The sequence below is a fragment of the Pseudoduganella violaceinigra DSM 15887 genome (genome assembly GCF_000425385.1).
GTDB classification, from domain to species: Bacteria; Pseudomonadota; Gammaproteobacteria; order Burkholderiales; family Burkholderiaceae_D; genus Rugamonas; species Rugamonas violaceinigra.
Window position 1 is genome coordinate 1 of record NZ_AUDI01000032.1, and the last position, 16073, is coordinate 16073.

The 16073-nt window shown below is 63.1% G+C and carries 11 protein-coding genes and 3 rRNA genes; 10 read left to right on the forward strand and 4 right to left on the reverse strand.

Going from position 1 to position 16073, the window contains the following annotated elements; all coding sequences use genetic code 11:
* The 3 genes from H597_RS0116245 to H597_RS31215 form a co-directional block, all read left to right on the forward strand.
* Positions 1-130: ribosomal RNA gene (locus H597_RS0116245) — 23S ribosomal RNA — on the forward strand; the annotation flags it as partial.
* Between the two features lie 86 nt (positions 131-216).
* Positions 217-329, forward strand: a 5S ribosomal RNA gene (rrf, locus tag H597_RS0116250).
* A gap of 344 nt (positions 330-673) precedes the next feature.
* Positions 674-1636, forward strand: a complete 963-nt coding sequence (locus H597_RS31215) for a tetratricopeptide repeat protein (RefSeq protein ID WP_051293854.1) — start codon at positions 674-676, stop codon at positions 1634-1636.
* 48 nt (positions 1637-1684) lie between these two features.
* Here the strand turns inward: H597_RS31215 and H597_RS0116260 are convergent, their stop codons facing one another.
* Both H597_RS0116260 and H597_RS0116265 read right to left on the reverse strand, forming a co-directional pair.
* Positions 1685-3712: a sensor histidine kinase gene (locus tag H597_RS0116260; protein ID WP_028103071.1), complete on the reverse strand. Its 2028-nt coding sequence runs from the start codon at positions 3710-3712 to the stop codon at positions 1685-1687.
* Complete coding sequence (locus tag H597_RS0116265; protein ID WP_028103072.1) at positions 3709-4392, reverse strand: response regulator transcription factor; 684 nt, start codon at positions 4390-4392, stop codon at positions 3709-3711. Before H597_RS0116265 ends, H597_RS0116260 begins: the two co-directional genes overlap by 4 nt.
* Before the next feature lie 158 nt (positions 4393-4550).
* Here H597_RS0116265 and H597_RS31220 point away from each other — a divergent pair, with 158 nt between their 5' ends.
* Complete coding sequence (locus H597_RS31220; protein ID WP_035374474.1) at positions 4551-5762, forward strand: SPFH domain-containing protein; 1212 nt, start codon at positions 4551-4553, stop codon at positions 5760-5762.
* Between the two features lie 2 nt (positions 5763-5764).
* Complete coding sequence (locus H597_RS0116275; protein ID WP_028103073.1) at positions 5765-7177, forward strand: hypothetical protein; 1413 nt, start codon at positions 5765-5767, stop codon at positions 7175-7177.
* Here H597_RS0116275 and H597_RS0116280 read toward each other — a convergent pair whose 3' ends face one another.
* A complete protein-coding gene (locus H597_RS0116280) occupies positions 7178-8701 on the reverse strand; it encodes a M20/M25/M40 family metallo-hydrolase (protein ID WP_028103074.1) in 1524 nt (507 codons plus the stop codon).
* A 169-nt stretch (positions 8702-8870) separates the two neighbouring features.
* Between H597_RS0116280 and H597_RS0116285 the strand changes: the two genes are divergently transcribed.
* From H597_RS0116285 to H597_RS0116300, 4 genes are all read left to right on the forward strand, one after another.
* The gene (locus H597_RS0116285) at positions 8871-11222 is read left to right on the forward strand and encodes a penicillin acylase family protein (protein WP_161630620.1); all 2352 of its coding nucleotides are present in this window, start codon (positions 8871-8873) and stop codon (positions 11220-11222) included.
* A gap of 156 nt (positions 11223-11378) precedes the next feature.
* Positions 11379-11987 (forward strand): CheR family methyltransferase, encoded by a 609-nt coding sequence (locus H597_RS31225; protein ID WP_051293856.1) that lies wholly within the window; start codon positions 11379-11381, stop codon positions 11985-11987.
* 102 nt (positions 11988-12089) lie between these two features.
* Positions 12090-13202, forward strand: a complete 1113-nt coding sequence (locus tag H597_RS0116295; protein ID WP_028103076.1) for a protein-glutamate methylesterase/protein-glutamine glutaminase — start codon at positions 12090-12092, stop codon at positions 13200-13202.
* Positions 13189-14454 (forward strand): EAL domain-containing response regulator, encoded by a 1266-nt coding sequence (locus H597_RS0116300; protein ID WP_028103077.1) that lies wholly within the window; start codon positions 13189-13191, stop codon positions 14452-14454. The genes H597_RS0116295 and H597_RS0116300 overlap by 14 nt, the downstream gene beginning before the upstream one ends.
* On the opposite strand, the gene H597_RS0116305 is transcribed toward H597_RS0116300, so the two are convergent.
* Positions 14417-15625 carry a hybrid sensor histidine kinase/response regulator gene (locus tag H597_RS0116305; protein WP_028103078.1) on the reverse strand — a complete coding sequence of 403 codons (1209 nt, stop codon included), beginning with the start codon at positions 15623-15625 and terminating at the stop codon, positions 14417-14419. The genes H597_RS0116300 and H597_RS0116305 overlap by 38 nt on opposite strands.
* Before the next feature lie 376 nt (positions 15626-16001).
* On the opposite strand from H597_RS0116305, the gene H597_RS31230 reads away from it, so the two are divergent.
* Positions 16002-16073: ribosomal RNA gene (locus H597_RS31230) — 16S ribosomal RNA — on the forward strand; the annotation flags it as partial.

Genomic DNA, 16073 nt, shown 5'->3' on the forward strand with positions numbered 1-16073 from the left:
TAAGATGAGATTTCCCAGAGCCTTGAGCTCTTTGAAGGGTCGTTCGAGACCAGGACGTTGATAGGTCAGGTGTGGAAGTGCAGTAATGCATTAAGCTAACTGATACTAATTGCCCGTACGGCTTGTCCCTATAACCTTGACGGTTATGTAGCACTTACTCGTGTTTGAGAACACTACCCCTCCTTTTACTTCTTCCCGGATTGTTGACAAGTTATGCCTGATGACCATAGCAAGTCGGTCCCACCCCTTCCCATCCCGAACAGGACCGTGAAACGACTTTGCGCCGATGATAGTGCTGCAACCAGTGTGAAAGTAGGTTATTGTCAGGCTCTTATTAGAGAAGCCCGCTAGGCATGCGCCAGCGGGCTTTTTGCTTTTCCGCGCCATATCCAAGTTGTTGCGAAAAAGCATCATAATATTGCCAAAGTGTTCATAAATGATGTTTTGCTGAGCAGAAAGTTTATATAATTTATACCCTTCTTCTGTTTAGCAAGTATCCCAAATGGCGTCGAAATTCCGGTACGTAGCACTTCTGGCTTGTCTGTATTTCCCGGTGCAATTTGCATCTGCGCAGGCCTTTAATCGCACCCCTAATGAAGAGTACGCACGCGGCAATTACGCGCGCGCTTTCCGGGGATTCTTTGAACAAGCCGGCCGTGGTAACGACGCGAACGTGCAATTCAACTTGGGCATGATGTATGACCGTGGCCAGGGGACCGACCAAAACGACGTCGAGGCCGTGAAGTGGTACACGCGCGCAGTCGACCAGGGGCATATCCCTGCGATGCGTGCCCTGGCCGCCATGAAGGCTGCAGGCCGCGGCGGCAAGCCCGATGGCGCTGGTGCGCTGGCCCTGCTGCGCAAGGCTGTTGAGCAGAAGGACGTGGCGGCGATCGAGCAGATCGCCGGCATGTACCTGGAGGGCAGCGGCGTGCCAGTCGACCGCGCACAGGCAAAACAGTGGTACCAGAAGGCGCTTGCCGCTGGCAGCCCGAATGCAAAGGATGCGCTGGACCTGATCGCTGCGATGGAGCGTCAGGAGGCCGGTCCGCTGGCGCCGATCCGTGTGCGCGCCATGGCTGGCGACGCGAACGCCCAATACGACCTGGCGGTGGCCTACCACACGGGCAATACCGTGCAGAAGGATCCTGCCCAGGCGCTGAACTGGTACCTGAAAGCGGGCGCACAAGGGAATGTCATGGCGCAGTTTTACGCCGGCATGCTGTATTCCAGCGGCGATGGCGTAGCGCAGGATCTGGCCCAGGCCCGCGTCTGGTTCGGCAAGGCGGCAGCGCAGGACAATAAGGATGCTGCCACCAACCTGGCCGTGATGTTCGACCTGGGCAAGGGTGGTCCCGTCGACCTGGCGCAGGCTGCAGCCATGTACCAGCAAGCGGCAAAGCTGGGCAGCGCGCAGGCGCAGGTCAGGCTGGCGGGCATGTACTGGATGGGCCAGGGCGTGAAGAAGGACTACAGCCAGGCAGCCATCTATTATCGCCAGGCGGCGGAACAGAACGAACTCACCGCCATCCGCAAGCTGGTCTACCTGCTTGAAAATGGCGTGGGTACCGCGCGCAATGTCGAGGAATCGAAAAAGTGGGCCGCCAAGCTGGAGCAACTGGGCGGCGGTAACTGATCCTTTCCCTGTCGGGCGCCCCGCACAAACTGTGTGGGCGCCCGAGCGCTACGTTGCGCTGCCGTGCAGCGTCAACGTGAATTCCACACCATCTCCGGTATTGCGCACCGCCACGGTGCCGCCCATCTTGGCCATATAGGTTTTGACAACAAACAGGCCTTGCCCGCGGCTGGCGCCTTCCTCCTGGCCTGAGACCCCGTATTCAAACACTTTGTCGATCAACTCCGGCGCGATTGCATCGCCCTTGTTGTGGATCGCGAGGCTTGCAGTTCGTTCGTCCGCAGTCAGCGTCATGGTAATCGGTGTGCCCGGCCTGCGGTGGCGGCTCGCGTTGTTAAGGATATGGGTCACCACATCCTCCAGCGAGTAAGGATCGGCGCGAACCGGGGCCGGCGTCCCGCCTTCATAGCGAACATCTTCAATGCCGACGCAGGGTGCGTTGGACGCTACTTCGCGCAGGAATGCATCCATGTCCAGCGTTTCCAGCTGCAGCGTCGTGGACTGGAAGGCTTCGCTGGGCGACGCCTGCCCATACAGTACGCGTACCGCCTGCTGCATGCGATGGATATAGCGTTCGCTGGGATCGTGTCCGCCGCCATGCAGCGCGATCAGCGACTGCAAGGGAGACATGATCTCGTGGCCGACGGCGTGCCACATGTCGCGCTCCTGTTCGGCACGGATCGCTTCCTTTTCCACATCCTCACGCACACGGCGCAACAAGTCGTGCAGGCAGTTGGCCAGGACGCCTAATTCGTCCCGACCGCGCAGGTCCGACAGGTCGAATTCGTCCAGCGCGCCGGCAGTCTTGACCGAACGCGCCACCTTGCCGGCGCGCCTGGTCAGGATGCTGATCGGGCGGATAATGCCCGCTTCCACCACCAGCCAAGCCAGCAGCAGAGCGGCCAGGATGGCACCGACAAACCACGATACGCGAGTCGCCACCACACTCAGGGTGTCGCTTACGCTGCGCGCATCGCCACTCAATTCAATATCGAAGTTGCCCAACGGTGTCGGGACGCCGGTGCGCGTTTGCAGCGCTTTGACGGTGGTGTCGACCGGCAGGTGGCGCACCAGGGTAAGCAGGGCATGCCAGCTTTGGTCGCTGCCGCTGCTTGCGCCGGACAGCGACAACACTTCCTTGCCCTGCGCGGTACGAATGCGCACGGTTTCACCCGGTAGCAACAGCGCTTGCAGGTCGCGTAGTGAAAATAGCGGCGTTGCCGCGTCGCGCGCAGTGTCCAGCAGGGCGGGACCATCGCCGGGCGGCAGTACCGCCACGCCGACGTCTATCTGACCCAGATCCTCCGGCGGCCAGGCCGGCTTTGCCTTGGCGAACAGGGCATCCTGCAGCACGCCGACCGGCAGGCGCACTGAGAAAAAGGTGCTATGCGCGCAATCGGGGGCCCCATCTGGAGCGCATGCCGGGCTTTGCCAGATCCAGCCGCGGAAGTCCTTCACCTGGCGGGCGTGCGGCTGGCCGGCGTCGGCCGCCGCGAATCCGGTCAGCCGCCCGCGTATGCTCCCGCCGGCAGGATCGCCGGTTTGTTCAAACGGGGCAATCCAGTGGTATTCCTGTCCACGCAGCCGCACCTTCACATCGACGCGATGGGCCTGGTCGATCGCCACTTCGCGCATCGGGTGCGCCGTCAGCGGCGGGGCATTGAATGTACCTGCGACATAGATGAAGCCACCGGCCCAGGGATTATTGCCAATGCCGACGCAGAGTGTGCCCTTTTCGCCGTATTGCGCGGCGCAACCAGCCATGGCAATTGCCTGCTGCACTTTTGCCTGGTCGTCGAAATCCAGCGCCGCATAAGGCAGCAGCACCGGATGCAGCCCGGGATTCCGCCCTACGGCCGGATTCAGGAGGGCCAACTGACCGGTCGGGTGGCGCAGCGTGGCGGCTATCTGTTCGCGCGTTTTGTAGAACGACTTCTCGTAGGCCTGGTAGCTAAGCTGCTTCTCCTGCTGCAGCACGGACACCGCCAGGCCCAGAGTTCCAATCGCCAGCACGGGAAAGGCCATGCGCAGCACGATACGCAGGCGGTACGGCGTCAGCGCCGCGAAAGGGTTCATGCCTCGTCGGTCCAGCGGAAGCCGCGCATCGGTATGTTTTCAATGCACTCGAAGGCCGGATCGATTTCGCGGAAGGCGTCGCGTATGGTGCTGACGTGTTTGCGGATATTGTCTCGGTTCCTGCCGCTCTTCACTACCTCGAACAGGTCTTCATAGGACACCACTTGCCCGCGCCGCGCGAACAGCGCTGCCAGGATGCGCTGGGCCGTCAGCGGAAGATTGATGCGCTGCCCGCGCCAGGTCGGCGTGCGCTGGCGCAGCGGGTCCATGGCCAGCTCGCTGGTCGGGACGGCGGGCTTGTGCTCCTTGGCCGAACGCAGGATTTCCAGAAAGGTGTCGATGAAATCCGCTTCTTCGAAAGTGGTCTTCTGCAGGTAATCCCAGGCATCGAGCGCCTTCATGATGGAGCGGTAGATGGCTGCCGGCATGGCGGACACCACCAGCACCGGCGTCGCATGGCGCTTGTTGATGGCGTTGATGATGGCGACGCCGGCGTGGCGCTCGCGGCCCAGTTCAATGTCCAGCACCACCAGGTCATAGCGCTCGCGGGCGATTGCCGCTTCGGCGTCGTCGCGGTTGAACCATTGGTCGATCTGAATGCCGGGCCTGGCGGCGGCGATCCATCCAGCGAGCTGGTTGCTGGTCGGGAGATCGTCTTCAATGATGGCTACGCGTGTCATGCAGGAAGTATCACTCAAAAGACCAGCGGACGGCGTGAATTTTTCTTCACAGGACGGAAGGGAATGGGGCGGCGGGCGTATTGAATCTTCGCGGGGGACGGAAGGATGATGGCGGTACCGGCGCTGTGCCGGGCCAACCTCCCAGAAAGGCAATCATCATGAACAACCGGATCAGTACGATGCTGCAGGCGATTCGCTCGACGCTCGGCCGTGCTGCCAGCAGCATCCATTTTCCCACCGGCGCCCGCAAAGGCGTCGTGCTGCTCGCCGTTGCCGGCGCCGCCGCCTACGGCATGGTCGCATTCCCTCCGCTGCGCACGGTTGCGCGCGGCGAGGTCGCGCTGCGCACCAATCATTTGACTGGCGGAACCTCGATCGTCCAGGAAGGCCTGGTGCTGGATCTGCCTGGAATTCATGAACTGCGCCTGCTATCGCTGCGCGACCAGACCTACCGCCCTGCCGCTGCCGGCGAAACGCCGTTCCAGTCTGGTGAAGGCTTGTCGCTGGGGCTGGACCTGTCGGTGCGTTATGGGCTCGACCAGACGCGTCTGGCCCAGGTGGCGCCGAAGCTGCCGCCGGATGTGCAGCGCGAAGTGGTGGAGCCCGACGTGGAAGGCGTGATCTACAAGGTGCTGACGCGCTATACGGTGCGTGAAATTTTCTCTTCCAAGCGGGCCGAAATCCAGCAAGCCATCGAAGCCGAACTGAAACCCAAGCTGGCAGCGGACGGCATCGTCCTGCGCAGCGTGACCATCGGCAAGGTGATACTGCCGGAAGAATTCAAGGCTGGCATGGAAAAGCTGCTGGCCGAAGAGCTGGCGTCGGAAAAAATGCGCTACACGCTGGAGTTGAAGGAAAAAGCCGTGCGCCAGTCCGCACTGGAAGCCGAAGCCGAAAAAGTCGCGCGCGAAAAAGCCGCCGAAGCCGCCGCCTCCGAGCAGGTGATTGCCGCAAGGGCGCAGGAAGAAGCCATGCGCCATGTATTGCCGTTCAAGGAAAAGCAGGTCAAGCAGCGCGAACTGGAGGCGGAAGCTGAAAAGACGGCCCGCATCAAGACTTCGGAGGGCAATGCCCAGGCCCGCATCATCGAAGCTGCCGGCGAAGCGGATTCGCGCCGCAAGCTGGCGGATGCTGAAGCCTATCGCCAGGATTTGGTGGGCAAGATCGCCAGCGCCCAGATGGAGCGCGATGGTGAGCTGCTGAGCAAACACCCGCTGCTGATCCAGAAGACCATGGCCGACAAGCTGTCGGACAAGGTATCGGTGATCATTGCGCCGCCGCCGGCAGACGGTGGTTTCATTGGCTCGACCCTGGTCGGTGCGCCCAAGACCGCGCACGCCGAGCGCATTGCCGTCAACGCTGGGGAATAAGCATGACCGTTTCGATGCTTGCCGCCGCCGTTTCCCTGGCCATCGTCACCCAGGACCAGCTGCCGCTGCGCGCGGCGCCGCGTGAATCGGCCCAGGCCCAGGCCGTGTTGTGGCAGGGCGATGCGCTGGAGGTGCGCGGCGCGCGCGGCGACTTCCTCCAGGTGTACGACCACCGCCGCGAGCGGGCCGGCTACGTCCGTGCGGCGCGTGTGCGCCAGGTCGATTTGCAGCCGGCCGCCGCGCCGGAACTGTTGGCCGTGATGCGCTTCCTGCGCGATACCCCGGGCGCCGAAGCGCTGGGCATTGCTTACGGCGCCGCGTACCTGAAGGCTGCCGCTCCCCAAGCCATCGACGCCGAGCCGTTCGACGCCATTGGCGGCATGGCCGAGCGTCTGGCGGCGCGCGCTTCATCGAAACTTGCGCCGCAGGCCGAGACGGCGCTGGCCGCGCATCTGGAAGTGGTGGCCAGCTACGGGGTGGCGATGCGCAGCTACGAGCAGGATGGCAAGGTGCGGGTATGCTATGACGGCGACGCTTTCCGCCGCGTTCTTGCCGCGGCTGCGACTGCGGAGCAGCGCGCCCGGGCTGCGCTGGCATTGAGCCACGGCGCCTGCATCGATCCCGCGCTGGGGGGCGGGGCGCGAGCCGAGCATGACCGCTGGCGCGCCGGCTTGCTCGATAGCGTGGATATGGCACGCCTGCCAGAGCATATGAAGAACCGCATTCACATGCGCCGCGCGGCGGTGTGGTCCAGCGTGGCCTTCCAGCGTGCCCGTAAGGGCGAAAATGCTGCGGAGGCTGCCGGAAGAGCTGAACAGGCGCTGGCGGCAGTCAACAAGGCGGAGCTGGCCGATGAAGACAATGCCGCCTACGCGGAAGCGGGTGTGCGCGTGGGCGCGGTGCGCTGGGCACTGGAAACCGTGCCGGCGCAGGGCAAGGCCGCGCCGCAGTTGGCCGTGACGGCGGCGCCCGGCCGGCCGGGCGAAACCTGCGTCAGCCTGCAGGGGGGCGGCAAGGCGCTCGTGAGCCGCTGCACCTGGGGCGTGGCGTGGTTGGCATCGGCGCGTGTGCATCCGCAGGGTACGGCGCTGGCGCTGGCGGTGCAGCCGGTCGATGGCTGGCGCGAAATGTGGCTGTTCCGCCGCGACGGGGAAGCCTGGAAAGTGGATGTGCTGCCGCCGGCGTCCAGTGATCCCGATGTCGGCTACGCGGAATTCGCGGGCTGGGTGCCCGGCAGCGCCAAGATGCTGGCGGCGCGGGAAGTGCGTGCGGAAGGCAAGTTCCGCCGCAGCTTCGAACTGCTGGACATGGCGACGCTGGCGACCGAGCGCGGCGCGGATAGGCCGGAATCGCTGTCCACCTTCTACAAGTGGCAGGACCCGGCCTGGAAACGCGCAACGGTCAGCTTGCGTTGATCACTGCGGGTGGTAGGTCACCTTCAGGTTGTAGCTCGACGCCGTGTAGCCATTCAACAGGACATAGACGTCGCCATTGGCCGTGATGCTCAGGCTGCAGGCCTCGGTCGCGCTGGAGCCGTCCGACTTGCAGCTGTAGCTGCTGGTGGTCGGCACGGAACCCTTGCGCACGTAGAGGTCGACGTCGCCGGTGCCCGTGGTTTCAGCCTTGAAGGTGCCGACGCCGGCCTTGAAGGGGCCGAAGGTCTTCTTCTGGTTCTGCGTCAGGCTGCCGCTGAAGTTTTCCACCCGGTCCGGCACCACGACGCCGGGACCGTCGCTGCCCAGTTCCACCGCATATGCCGCCGCCAGTTGCGCGAATTTGAGCGCGAAGGCGGCCGTGCTGTCGGAATTGGCCAGCGTGTCGTTGGCGCTATGGATGTTTGGATTGTCCTCTCCCATCTTCGCTTCGAACGGCATTGAGGCGAAGTAGCCCTGGTTCTGCCACGAGGCGTGGTCGGAGCAGGCATAGCCGCACGAGCTGTTGCCCACGGTGACCGACGGCATATAGGTCGAAATGAGCGAGGTGAGGAAGGTGTTCTGCTGGCTGTCCGTGTAGTCGGTATAGATCCAGACATCCTTGGCTGAGCCGCGGTAGTTGGTCATATCCAGCTGCAGCACGCCGACCACGTTGATGTTGTTGGCCTTGAAGTTTGCCGCAATGTCCTTGGAACCCAGCAAGCCAGCTTCTTCCGCCGCGTAGCCGATGATCTTGAGCGTGCGGCGCGGCTTGAAGCCGGCGGCGATCATGCCGCGCACGGCTTCGGTCAGGCTGGCGACGCCGGACGCGTCGTCGTCCGCGCCTGGCGAACGCGAGGTCTCGGCATTGCCGCTCATATTGATCGAATCCAGGTGACCGCCCATCACCACCACTTCGGACGCGCTGTCGGTGCCAGTAATGGTCATGATCACGGACTTCTGGTTATAGCCCGAGTGCGCGAACTGGCTGACGCTGATGTCGCTGCGGCCGGCCGCCATGGAAGTCCACTTCTGCGCCAGCCAATTGGACGCATTCGCGCCATTGGTATTGCGGTAGTAGCGGTTGGCAAAGTTCGACAGATCGGTAATGGTCTGCGCGATATTGGACGCCTGCAGCGTCGGCAGGATGCCGTTGACGACTGCCTGGTTATCGATCGCATAGCTTGGGCGGTTCGCAGCCAGCGGATGCGGTTGCACGCTGCCTGCCTTGGCCAGCGCCTGGCGGCCTTCCTCCTCGCTGGCATGCACGATGAAACCACCGCAGCGCTTCAATTCCTTGTGGATGGCGGCGGACAGATGCTGCAGCTGCTGCTCGTCTACTTGAACCAGGTGGACTTTTTCCGTGCCCTGGCCCTGCTTGCTCTGCTTAGCGATGGCTTGCGGCGCCGAGGCTTGCAGCTTGGCGTAGGCGGCGTCGCCCAAGGTGATCCAGGTGGTCGGTGCGGCATATGCTGCGTTGGCTGCAAAGAGTCCTGCGGCCAGAAGTACCGGGGTAAATCTCTTCATGTCTGCTCCTTTGCGCAAAAAAAAATGCACCCGGGGCGGGTGCATTTGTCAAAAATCTTAGCAGATTGTCGGTCGCGCACGAATATGTATAGATTTGATTTCCCTCAAATGTCGCGGAAATGCCGCGCGGATCATGGAAGCGTGCATGTTCCTACCGAAGGAGGTGACCATGAAAGCGCAATTGCTGGCCGTATCTGCGGCCATGATACTGACTGCCTGCACTGGCGAAGGCAGTAACGGCGGCGCCACGGCTCCGCAATTTGCCGCCGAAGTCACTCGCACCAGTTACGGCGTGGCGCACATCCGGGCCAATGATTTTGCCGGCGTCGGCTACGGACTTGCCTATACATTTTCAGAGGACAATATCTGCATGCTGGCCGACAGCTTCCTGACCGTGCGCGGCGAGCGTGCGCGCTATTTTGGGCCGGACGCCCATGCCACCATGCCGGTCAACGGCGAATATGGCGCCGCGCTCGACTTCATCGATTTGCGTAATGAGGACAGCGATTTCTTTTTCAAAGGCTACCTCGATATGGACAAGCTGCGGGCCGGCTATGCCGCCGGTTCAGGCGAGATCCGGCAGCTGTTGCGCGGCTATGCGGCCGGCTATAACCGCTACCTGCGCGACCATGGGGCGCGCCTGCCCCAGGCTTGCCAGAACGCGCCATGGGTCAAGCCGATCAGCGTGGACGACGTCATGCTCCTGATCGCGGAGAAGGCGCTGCATGCCACAGGCGAGGTGTTTGCGGCGGCAATCGTCGCCGCTGCGCGCGAAGCGGACGGCGGCGCTGCGCTGCTGGCTGGCCCGGCCACGGCCCTGCTTTCAGATGCTCGGGCTGCCGTCCCCCGCCAGGGCGGCATGGCCAGCAACGCACTGGCGATTGGCAAGGAGGCCAGCAGCAATGGGCGCGGCATCCTGCTGGGGAATCCGCATTATCCTTGGACCAGCACCGACCGTTTTTACCAGGTGCATATCACGGTGCCGGGTATTTACGACGCGATGGGCGTCAGCCTCGGTGGCCTGCCACTGGTGGTCATCGGCTTTAACCGCGATCTGGCCTGGACGCATACCGTGACCAAGGCGGTGCATTTCACCACGTTTCGCCTGCCGCGCGATGCCGCGGACCCGATGCGCTACGCCATGGACGGCGCCACGCAGCAACTGGAAACGCAGGTGGCGGTGATCGATGTGCTGCAGCCGGACGGCAGCCTGCTGCAAAAACGCAAGGCCTTCTATTTCAGCAAGCTGGGAGCCGTCCTCGCCTTGCCCGGCGATCCGCAGGGGCCGGGCGCCTTGCTGGTGCTGGGTGATCCGAACCGCAACAACACGCGCCTGATGGAGCAGTGGCTTGCCATGGGGCGGGCGCGCAGCGTGCAGGAGCTGAAGCAGCAGCTGGAGCGCGTGATTGGCTTGCCTTGGGTGAATACCGTGGCGGCGGACCGCGCCGGCGGGGCGTTGTATGCCGATGCCAGCGTGGTACCGCACGTGGGGGCCGAGCAGTTCGGCGGCGATTGTCTGTTGCTGGCACCGTTGCTGATGTTCGATGGGGCACGCGCATCCTGCACCTGGGGACGCGACGGCGGCGCGCCAGACGGCATTATCGGCGGCGCCAATGCCCCGGCCATGCTGCGCCCGGACTATGTCGCCAACTCCAACGACGGCTACTGGCTGACCAATGCGCGCCAATTGCTGGTCGGGCCGGCGCCGCTTGGCTATTCCCCCTTGTACGGCCCGGTGGGCGTGGCGCAGCACCTGCGCACCCGCAGCGGCTTTATCGGCATTGAAGACATGCTCGCGCGGCACGGCAGGGTCGGCCCCGACGATGTGCAGGCAATGCTGTTCGCCAATCGCGTGCTGGCAGCGGAGCTGGTGCTGCCTGATTTACTTCCGGCTTGCATGGCGGGTACGGACGTCTTGCTGCTCAAAGCCTGCACGGTGCTGGCGAACTGGGACCGCAAGGCCGACCTGGAGAGTCGTGGCGCGGTGCTGTTCCGTGAATTCTGGAACAGTGCCGCCCGATTACCCGATCGATGGTCAACCGCCTTCGATCCGTCCGATCCCGTGCATTCTCCACGCGGTGTAGCGCCGGCCGTCATTCCGGCCATGCTGGCGGCTTTGAAGGAAGCCGCCCAGCGCCTGCAGGCCCTGGGCGTGCCTTTCGATGGACGCCTGGCGGATTACCAGGTGGAGCCCCGCAACGGGCAGCGCTTCCCGATCCACGGGGCGATCGGCGATATTGACGGCAGCTATAACTCGATCCATATGGCGGGACAGCTGGGGGCGTCAGGATACGAAGGCGTTACTTGGGGCACCAGTTATATTCACCTGGTCAGCTTCGACGCGGCGGGGCCCCAGGCGCGTGGCTTACTGGTGTACGGCCAGTCCACGGACCCGCGCAACGCGCATTACGCGGACCAGCTGCCGTTGTACGCGGCAAAGCGGCTGCCACTGCTGCCGTTCACGGCGGATGCCATCGCCGCGGATCCGGCGCGGCAGGTGAAGTGGCTGCGCGAGCCGTGACGTGGCGATTCTGAGGTACGCGATCGGCATGCGATCGCGCGCGGCGGACTTGCCAGCGTTCTGGCTTGGGAATAGGATTGGCGCATGAGCCCACAGCGCTTCCGCCAGCGCTGCTGCTGGAATCTGCCGATCAGTTAAACGCCCGACGAAACCCAGATGGCTACCGACCTGTTAACCTCCGACGAAAGCTGTTTTTTCCGCGAAGCCCGGCACTTCGATCACCTGCGCTCCGTGCTGATGGCGCGCAAGGCGGGCGGCGCGGCGTTCCGGGCCTGGAGCGCGGCTTGCTCCACCGGCGAAGAATCGTATTCCATTGCCATGGTGTCGGCCGACTTGCTGCCGCCGCAAGCATGGGAGGTGCTGGCGTCTGACGTCTGCGCGCGTGCGCTCGATACCGCCCGCAATGCCCACTACCCGATGGCGCGCGCCGCCCACATGCCGCCGGACTATGTACGCAGATTCTGCCTGAAGGGCACCGACGTCGAGGACGGCACACTGCGGGTCTCGCGCGTGCTGCGCGAGTGCATGGAGTTCGCCCAGATCAACCTGAACGGCGCGCGCCTGCCCGCTCTTGGAAGATTTGACGTGATCTTCCTGCGCAATGTACTGAGCAGCTTCGATGGCGAGACCAGGCGTCGCGTCGTGCAGCGTGTGCTGGCGTATTTGCGGCCGGGTGGCCACCTCTATATCGGTCATGCGGAGAGCCTGCATGACATGGGACTGCCGCTTCGCACTGTCGCACCGGCCATCTACCGCAAGGAATAGAATGGTTGCCGGCACGGCTGCCGGGACCTGCCGGGCAAGGGCATATCGGTTCGAGGCGGCGCAAGGCGACGCGTGAGGGCGCGATGGCGACAAGGGAGCTGCATGAATCAGATCAGGGTCATGGTGGTGGACAGTTCGGCCGTCGCTAGGCAGGTGCTGAGCGGCCTGCTTGGGCGCGAGCCGGACATGCAAGTTACCTATGCCGTGGCCGATACTTTCCTGGCCGGCGAACGCATGCGCCTGCAATGGCCCGATGTGGTGGTGCTGGACGCCGACATGCCGCGCATGGACGGTATCACTTTCCTGCGCAAGATCATGGCGGAGCGGCCAACCCCGGTGGTGATCTGTTCCGCGCTGACGGATAAAAGCGCACGCACATCAATGGAATCGCTTGCCGCCGGTGCGGTGGCCGTGGTTTGCAAGCCCAAGCTTGATTTGCGCCAATCGTTGCATGATGGTTGCGACGAGCTCGTCGCCGCGGTGCGCAGTGCGGCCCAGGCGCAGCTGCGACAGCAGCTTGCAAGCGGCTGGCCAGCTGCACCCCCGGCGATGGCGGCGGCCAAGCTCACTGCGGATGCCATCCTGGCGCCGAACGGCGCTAGCGTGCTTCCTGTGCGCGGCAACGGCCGCGTGGTGGCGTTGGGCACGTCGACCGGCGGCACCCAAGCGCTGGAACGGGTGCTGCGCGAATTGCCCCCTGCATCGCCCGGCATCGTCATCGTGCAGCATATGCCGGAACAGTTCACCGCGGCTTTCGCCGAGCGCTTGAACGGCCTTTGCCAGATCACGGTCAAGGAAGCCCAGAATAGCGATCCGGTGCTGCCGGGCCAGGCCTTGATAGCGCCTGGCGGGCGCCATATGCTGCTGCGGCGCGGCCCTTCCCAGTATTTTGTCGAGGTGGTCGATGGACCGCTGGTCAACCGGCACCGGCCATCGGTCGATGTGCTGTTCCGTTCGGTCGCCAAGTGCGCCGGCGCCAGCGCACTGGGTATCATCATGACCGGCATGGGCGACGATGGCGCCGCCGGCCTCCTGGAAATGCGCCAGGCCGGGGCCTGCACGCTGGCGCAGGACGAGCAAAGTTGCGTGGTGTTCGGCATGCCGAGGGAGGCGGTCAAGCGCGGCGCTGCTGAGCGTACGGTCGCACTTGATGCAATCAGCCGCGAAATCCTGCAATATGGCGGTGTCGAACGGAGGTCAAATGAAGGACTTTAGCGCAAGCACGGCCTTGATCGTTGAAGACAGCGGGGTGCAGCGTGAACACGTTGCCGGCCTGCTGCGGCAGATCGGCTTCGGCACCGTCATGAGCGCGAACGACGGCATCAATGCCCTGCGCACGCTGGAGCAGCGCGGCGTGCCGGTCGACCTGGTGCTCACCGACCTCGATATGCCCGGTATGGACGGCGTGGAGTTGATCCAGCAACTGGCCAAGCGGCGCTGGGTTGCCAACCTGATTGCCGCTTCCGCCAACCAGCCACGCCTGCAGGAAGCGGCGCGCAGCCTTCCTCCCGGCAGCGCCATGCGCGTGCTGGCCGCCATTCCCAAGCCGGTACGGCTGGAGGCTTTGCAGGAGTTGCTGCAGGACGCGCCGATGCTGGCGCTGGACGAATTGGAACGCGGCGTCGTGGCGGAGTCAATCACTGCCGCGGAAATCAGCGCGGCGCTGGCTGCCGATGAATTCATTCCTTTGTATGCGCCGCGCGTCGCCCTCGACAGCGGGCACCTGGTTGGCGTCGCAGTGCAGGGACGCTGGCGCCACTCCCTGCGCGGCAACCTGGACGTTGCCAGCATCCTTCCCGCGCTGGCCGGCGACCGCGATACCATAGGCTCCATTCTGCTGGCGCTGTCAACCAGGGCGGCTTTCGATTTGCACGGCTGGCGGGATATGGGCCTGTCAGCTATCAGGCTGTCCCTTCCCCTGCCTGCGGAGTTGCTGGAAGACCTGGGTCAACTGGGGCGCCTGGTAACCGGCATTCAGGAGCAAGAGGTCAAGCCGGGGAGCGTGTGCTGGGAAATCAGCGAGGCAGTGGTGGCGGCCTGCGCCCCAGAACCACTGCACAATATTGGCCGTTTAAGCTTGCGTGGATTCGGTATGGGCGCTGTCCACTGCGGCCGGTATGAGGCGAATGCGCGCGACTTTGCCTGTTTCCCGCTGTCGGAAATCACGATTGACCCCCTGTTCGTCCACGAGGCCGCGCAGCGCAGCCACCGGCGGCCGCTTCTCGAAGGCTTGCTTGCCGTGGCCCGCAAGCTGGGAATCCCGGCTTGCGCCGACGGTATCGAGAACATCGAAGACTGGGCCGTGATGCGTGAGATGGGATGCAGCACAGGGCAGGGCCCCTTGATCGCCGCGCCAATGGAGTCCAGCGTTTTCGCTGAATGGTACAAGGAAAGCCGCGAGCGCCTGCGCGACTGCGCCGCCCATCGTCTTAGTGACGCGGTGCCTCAATCGGCAGGGACAAGGTAAAGCAGGTTCCCTGGCCTTCTTCGCTGCTGACGGTGATCTGGCCGCCAAGGATGTCGGACACGATGCTATGCACTATATGCAAACCGAGGCCTGAGCCGCCCACGCCCATCTTGGTGGTGAAGAAGGGGTCGAAGATGCGCTCCCGGTTGGCGGAGCTGATGCCATTGCCGTTATCGCGCACATGCAGGGTGACCCGGTCGGGCTTCTCATATTCAGCCACCAGTTCGACCTTACCCTCGCTGCGCCCGTCAAAGGCGTGCATGATGGCGTTGTTCACCAGGTTGGCGAGCACCTGGCCCAGCGGTCCGGGATAGCTGTCCATCATCAATTCATCCGGCACGCGATGGAGCACCTCGTAGGGGGTGCGCCGGATCGAAGGCAGCAGGCTCAGTATATTGCCCGACACGACTTCGGCGAGCAGGAAGGTGCGGCGCTGCGTACTGGCCTGGTCCACTGCCACCTGCTTGAAGTTGGTCACCATGTCGGCGGCGCGCTGCAGGTTTCGCATCAGGATTTCGGTCGTTGTGCATGCATTCTCCAGGTAGGCTACCAGTTCCGAACGGCGCAGGTTATCGCCTTTGGCGAAGTGGTCGCGCATTTCCCCCGTTTGCGCCTCAAATGTACTGGCCACCATCAGGCTGTTGCCGATTGGCGTATTCAATTCATGCGCAATGCCCGCCACCAGGGACCCGAGTGCCGCCAGCTTTTCGTGGTGTACCAGATCTTCCTGGGCGCGTGCCAGCGACTGGTAGGCCTGTTTAAGCTCATTATTGGCACGGCGCAAGGCGATATGGGTATTGATCCGGGCCAGGACTTCCTCGACCTGGAATGGCTTGGTGATGTAATCGACGCCGCCGGCGGCAAAGCCACTGACAATCTGCTTGGCGTCGCTCAAGCCAGTCATGAAGATGACTGGAACGTCGCGCGTCTGGGCATCGGCCTTGAGGCGGCGGCAGGCTTCGAAACCATCCAGGCCTGGCATGACTATGTCGAGCAGCATCAGGTCAGGTTCGGCAACGGCGGCGCGCATCATGCCTTCGCGGGCGTCATGGGCTAGAACGACCAGGAAGCCATGGCGGCTGAGGTGATCCAGCAGGGCGAGCAGTAAGGTCGGCGAATCGTCGACGACCAGGACTGTCGGTGGGCGTGAGCGGACTTGTTCAGTTGGCATCTCAAACCTTTTTCACGTACGGCCCTTGTCAGAGTGAATGCGACTTGCTATAGTTCTGTCCCTCGCAACGCAGCGCTGACAACTCAGCGAAGCGAAACGAGGAAAAGATAGGGTTGACGAGTTGCACGCTGTACCGCATAATCTCGCTTCTCTGCTGCTGACGAACACAACGCTTCGTCGAACAAACAAGCAGCGATCTTTAAAAATCAACAGTCGATAAGTGTGGGCGTTTGACGATATGCCCGGACCTTCGGGTCCGATGCTCAAAATATACGTTATAACGCTCGCACAAAATATATTAAACGTAATCTCGCAAGAGATTCGTCAGTATTTTGAGTGAGTGACCTCCGGTAGCAATACCGGAAAAACAGAGATTGAACTGAAGAGTTTGATCCTGGCTCAGATTGAACGCTGGCGGCATGCTTTACACATGCAAGTCGAACGGCAG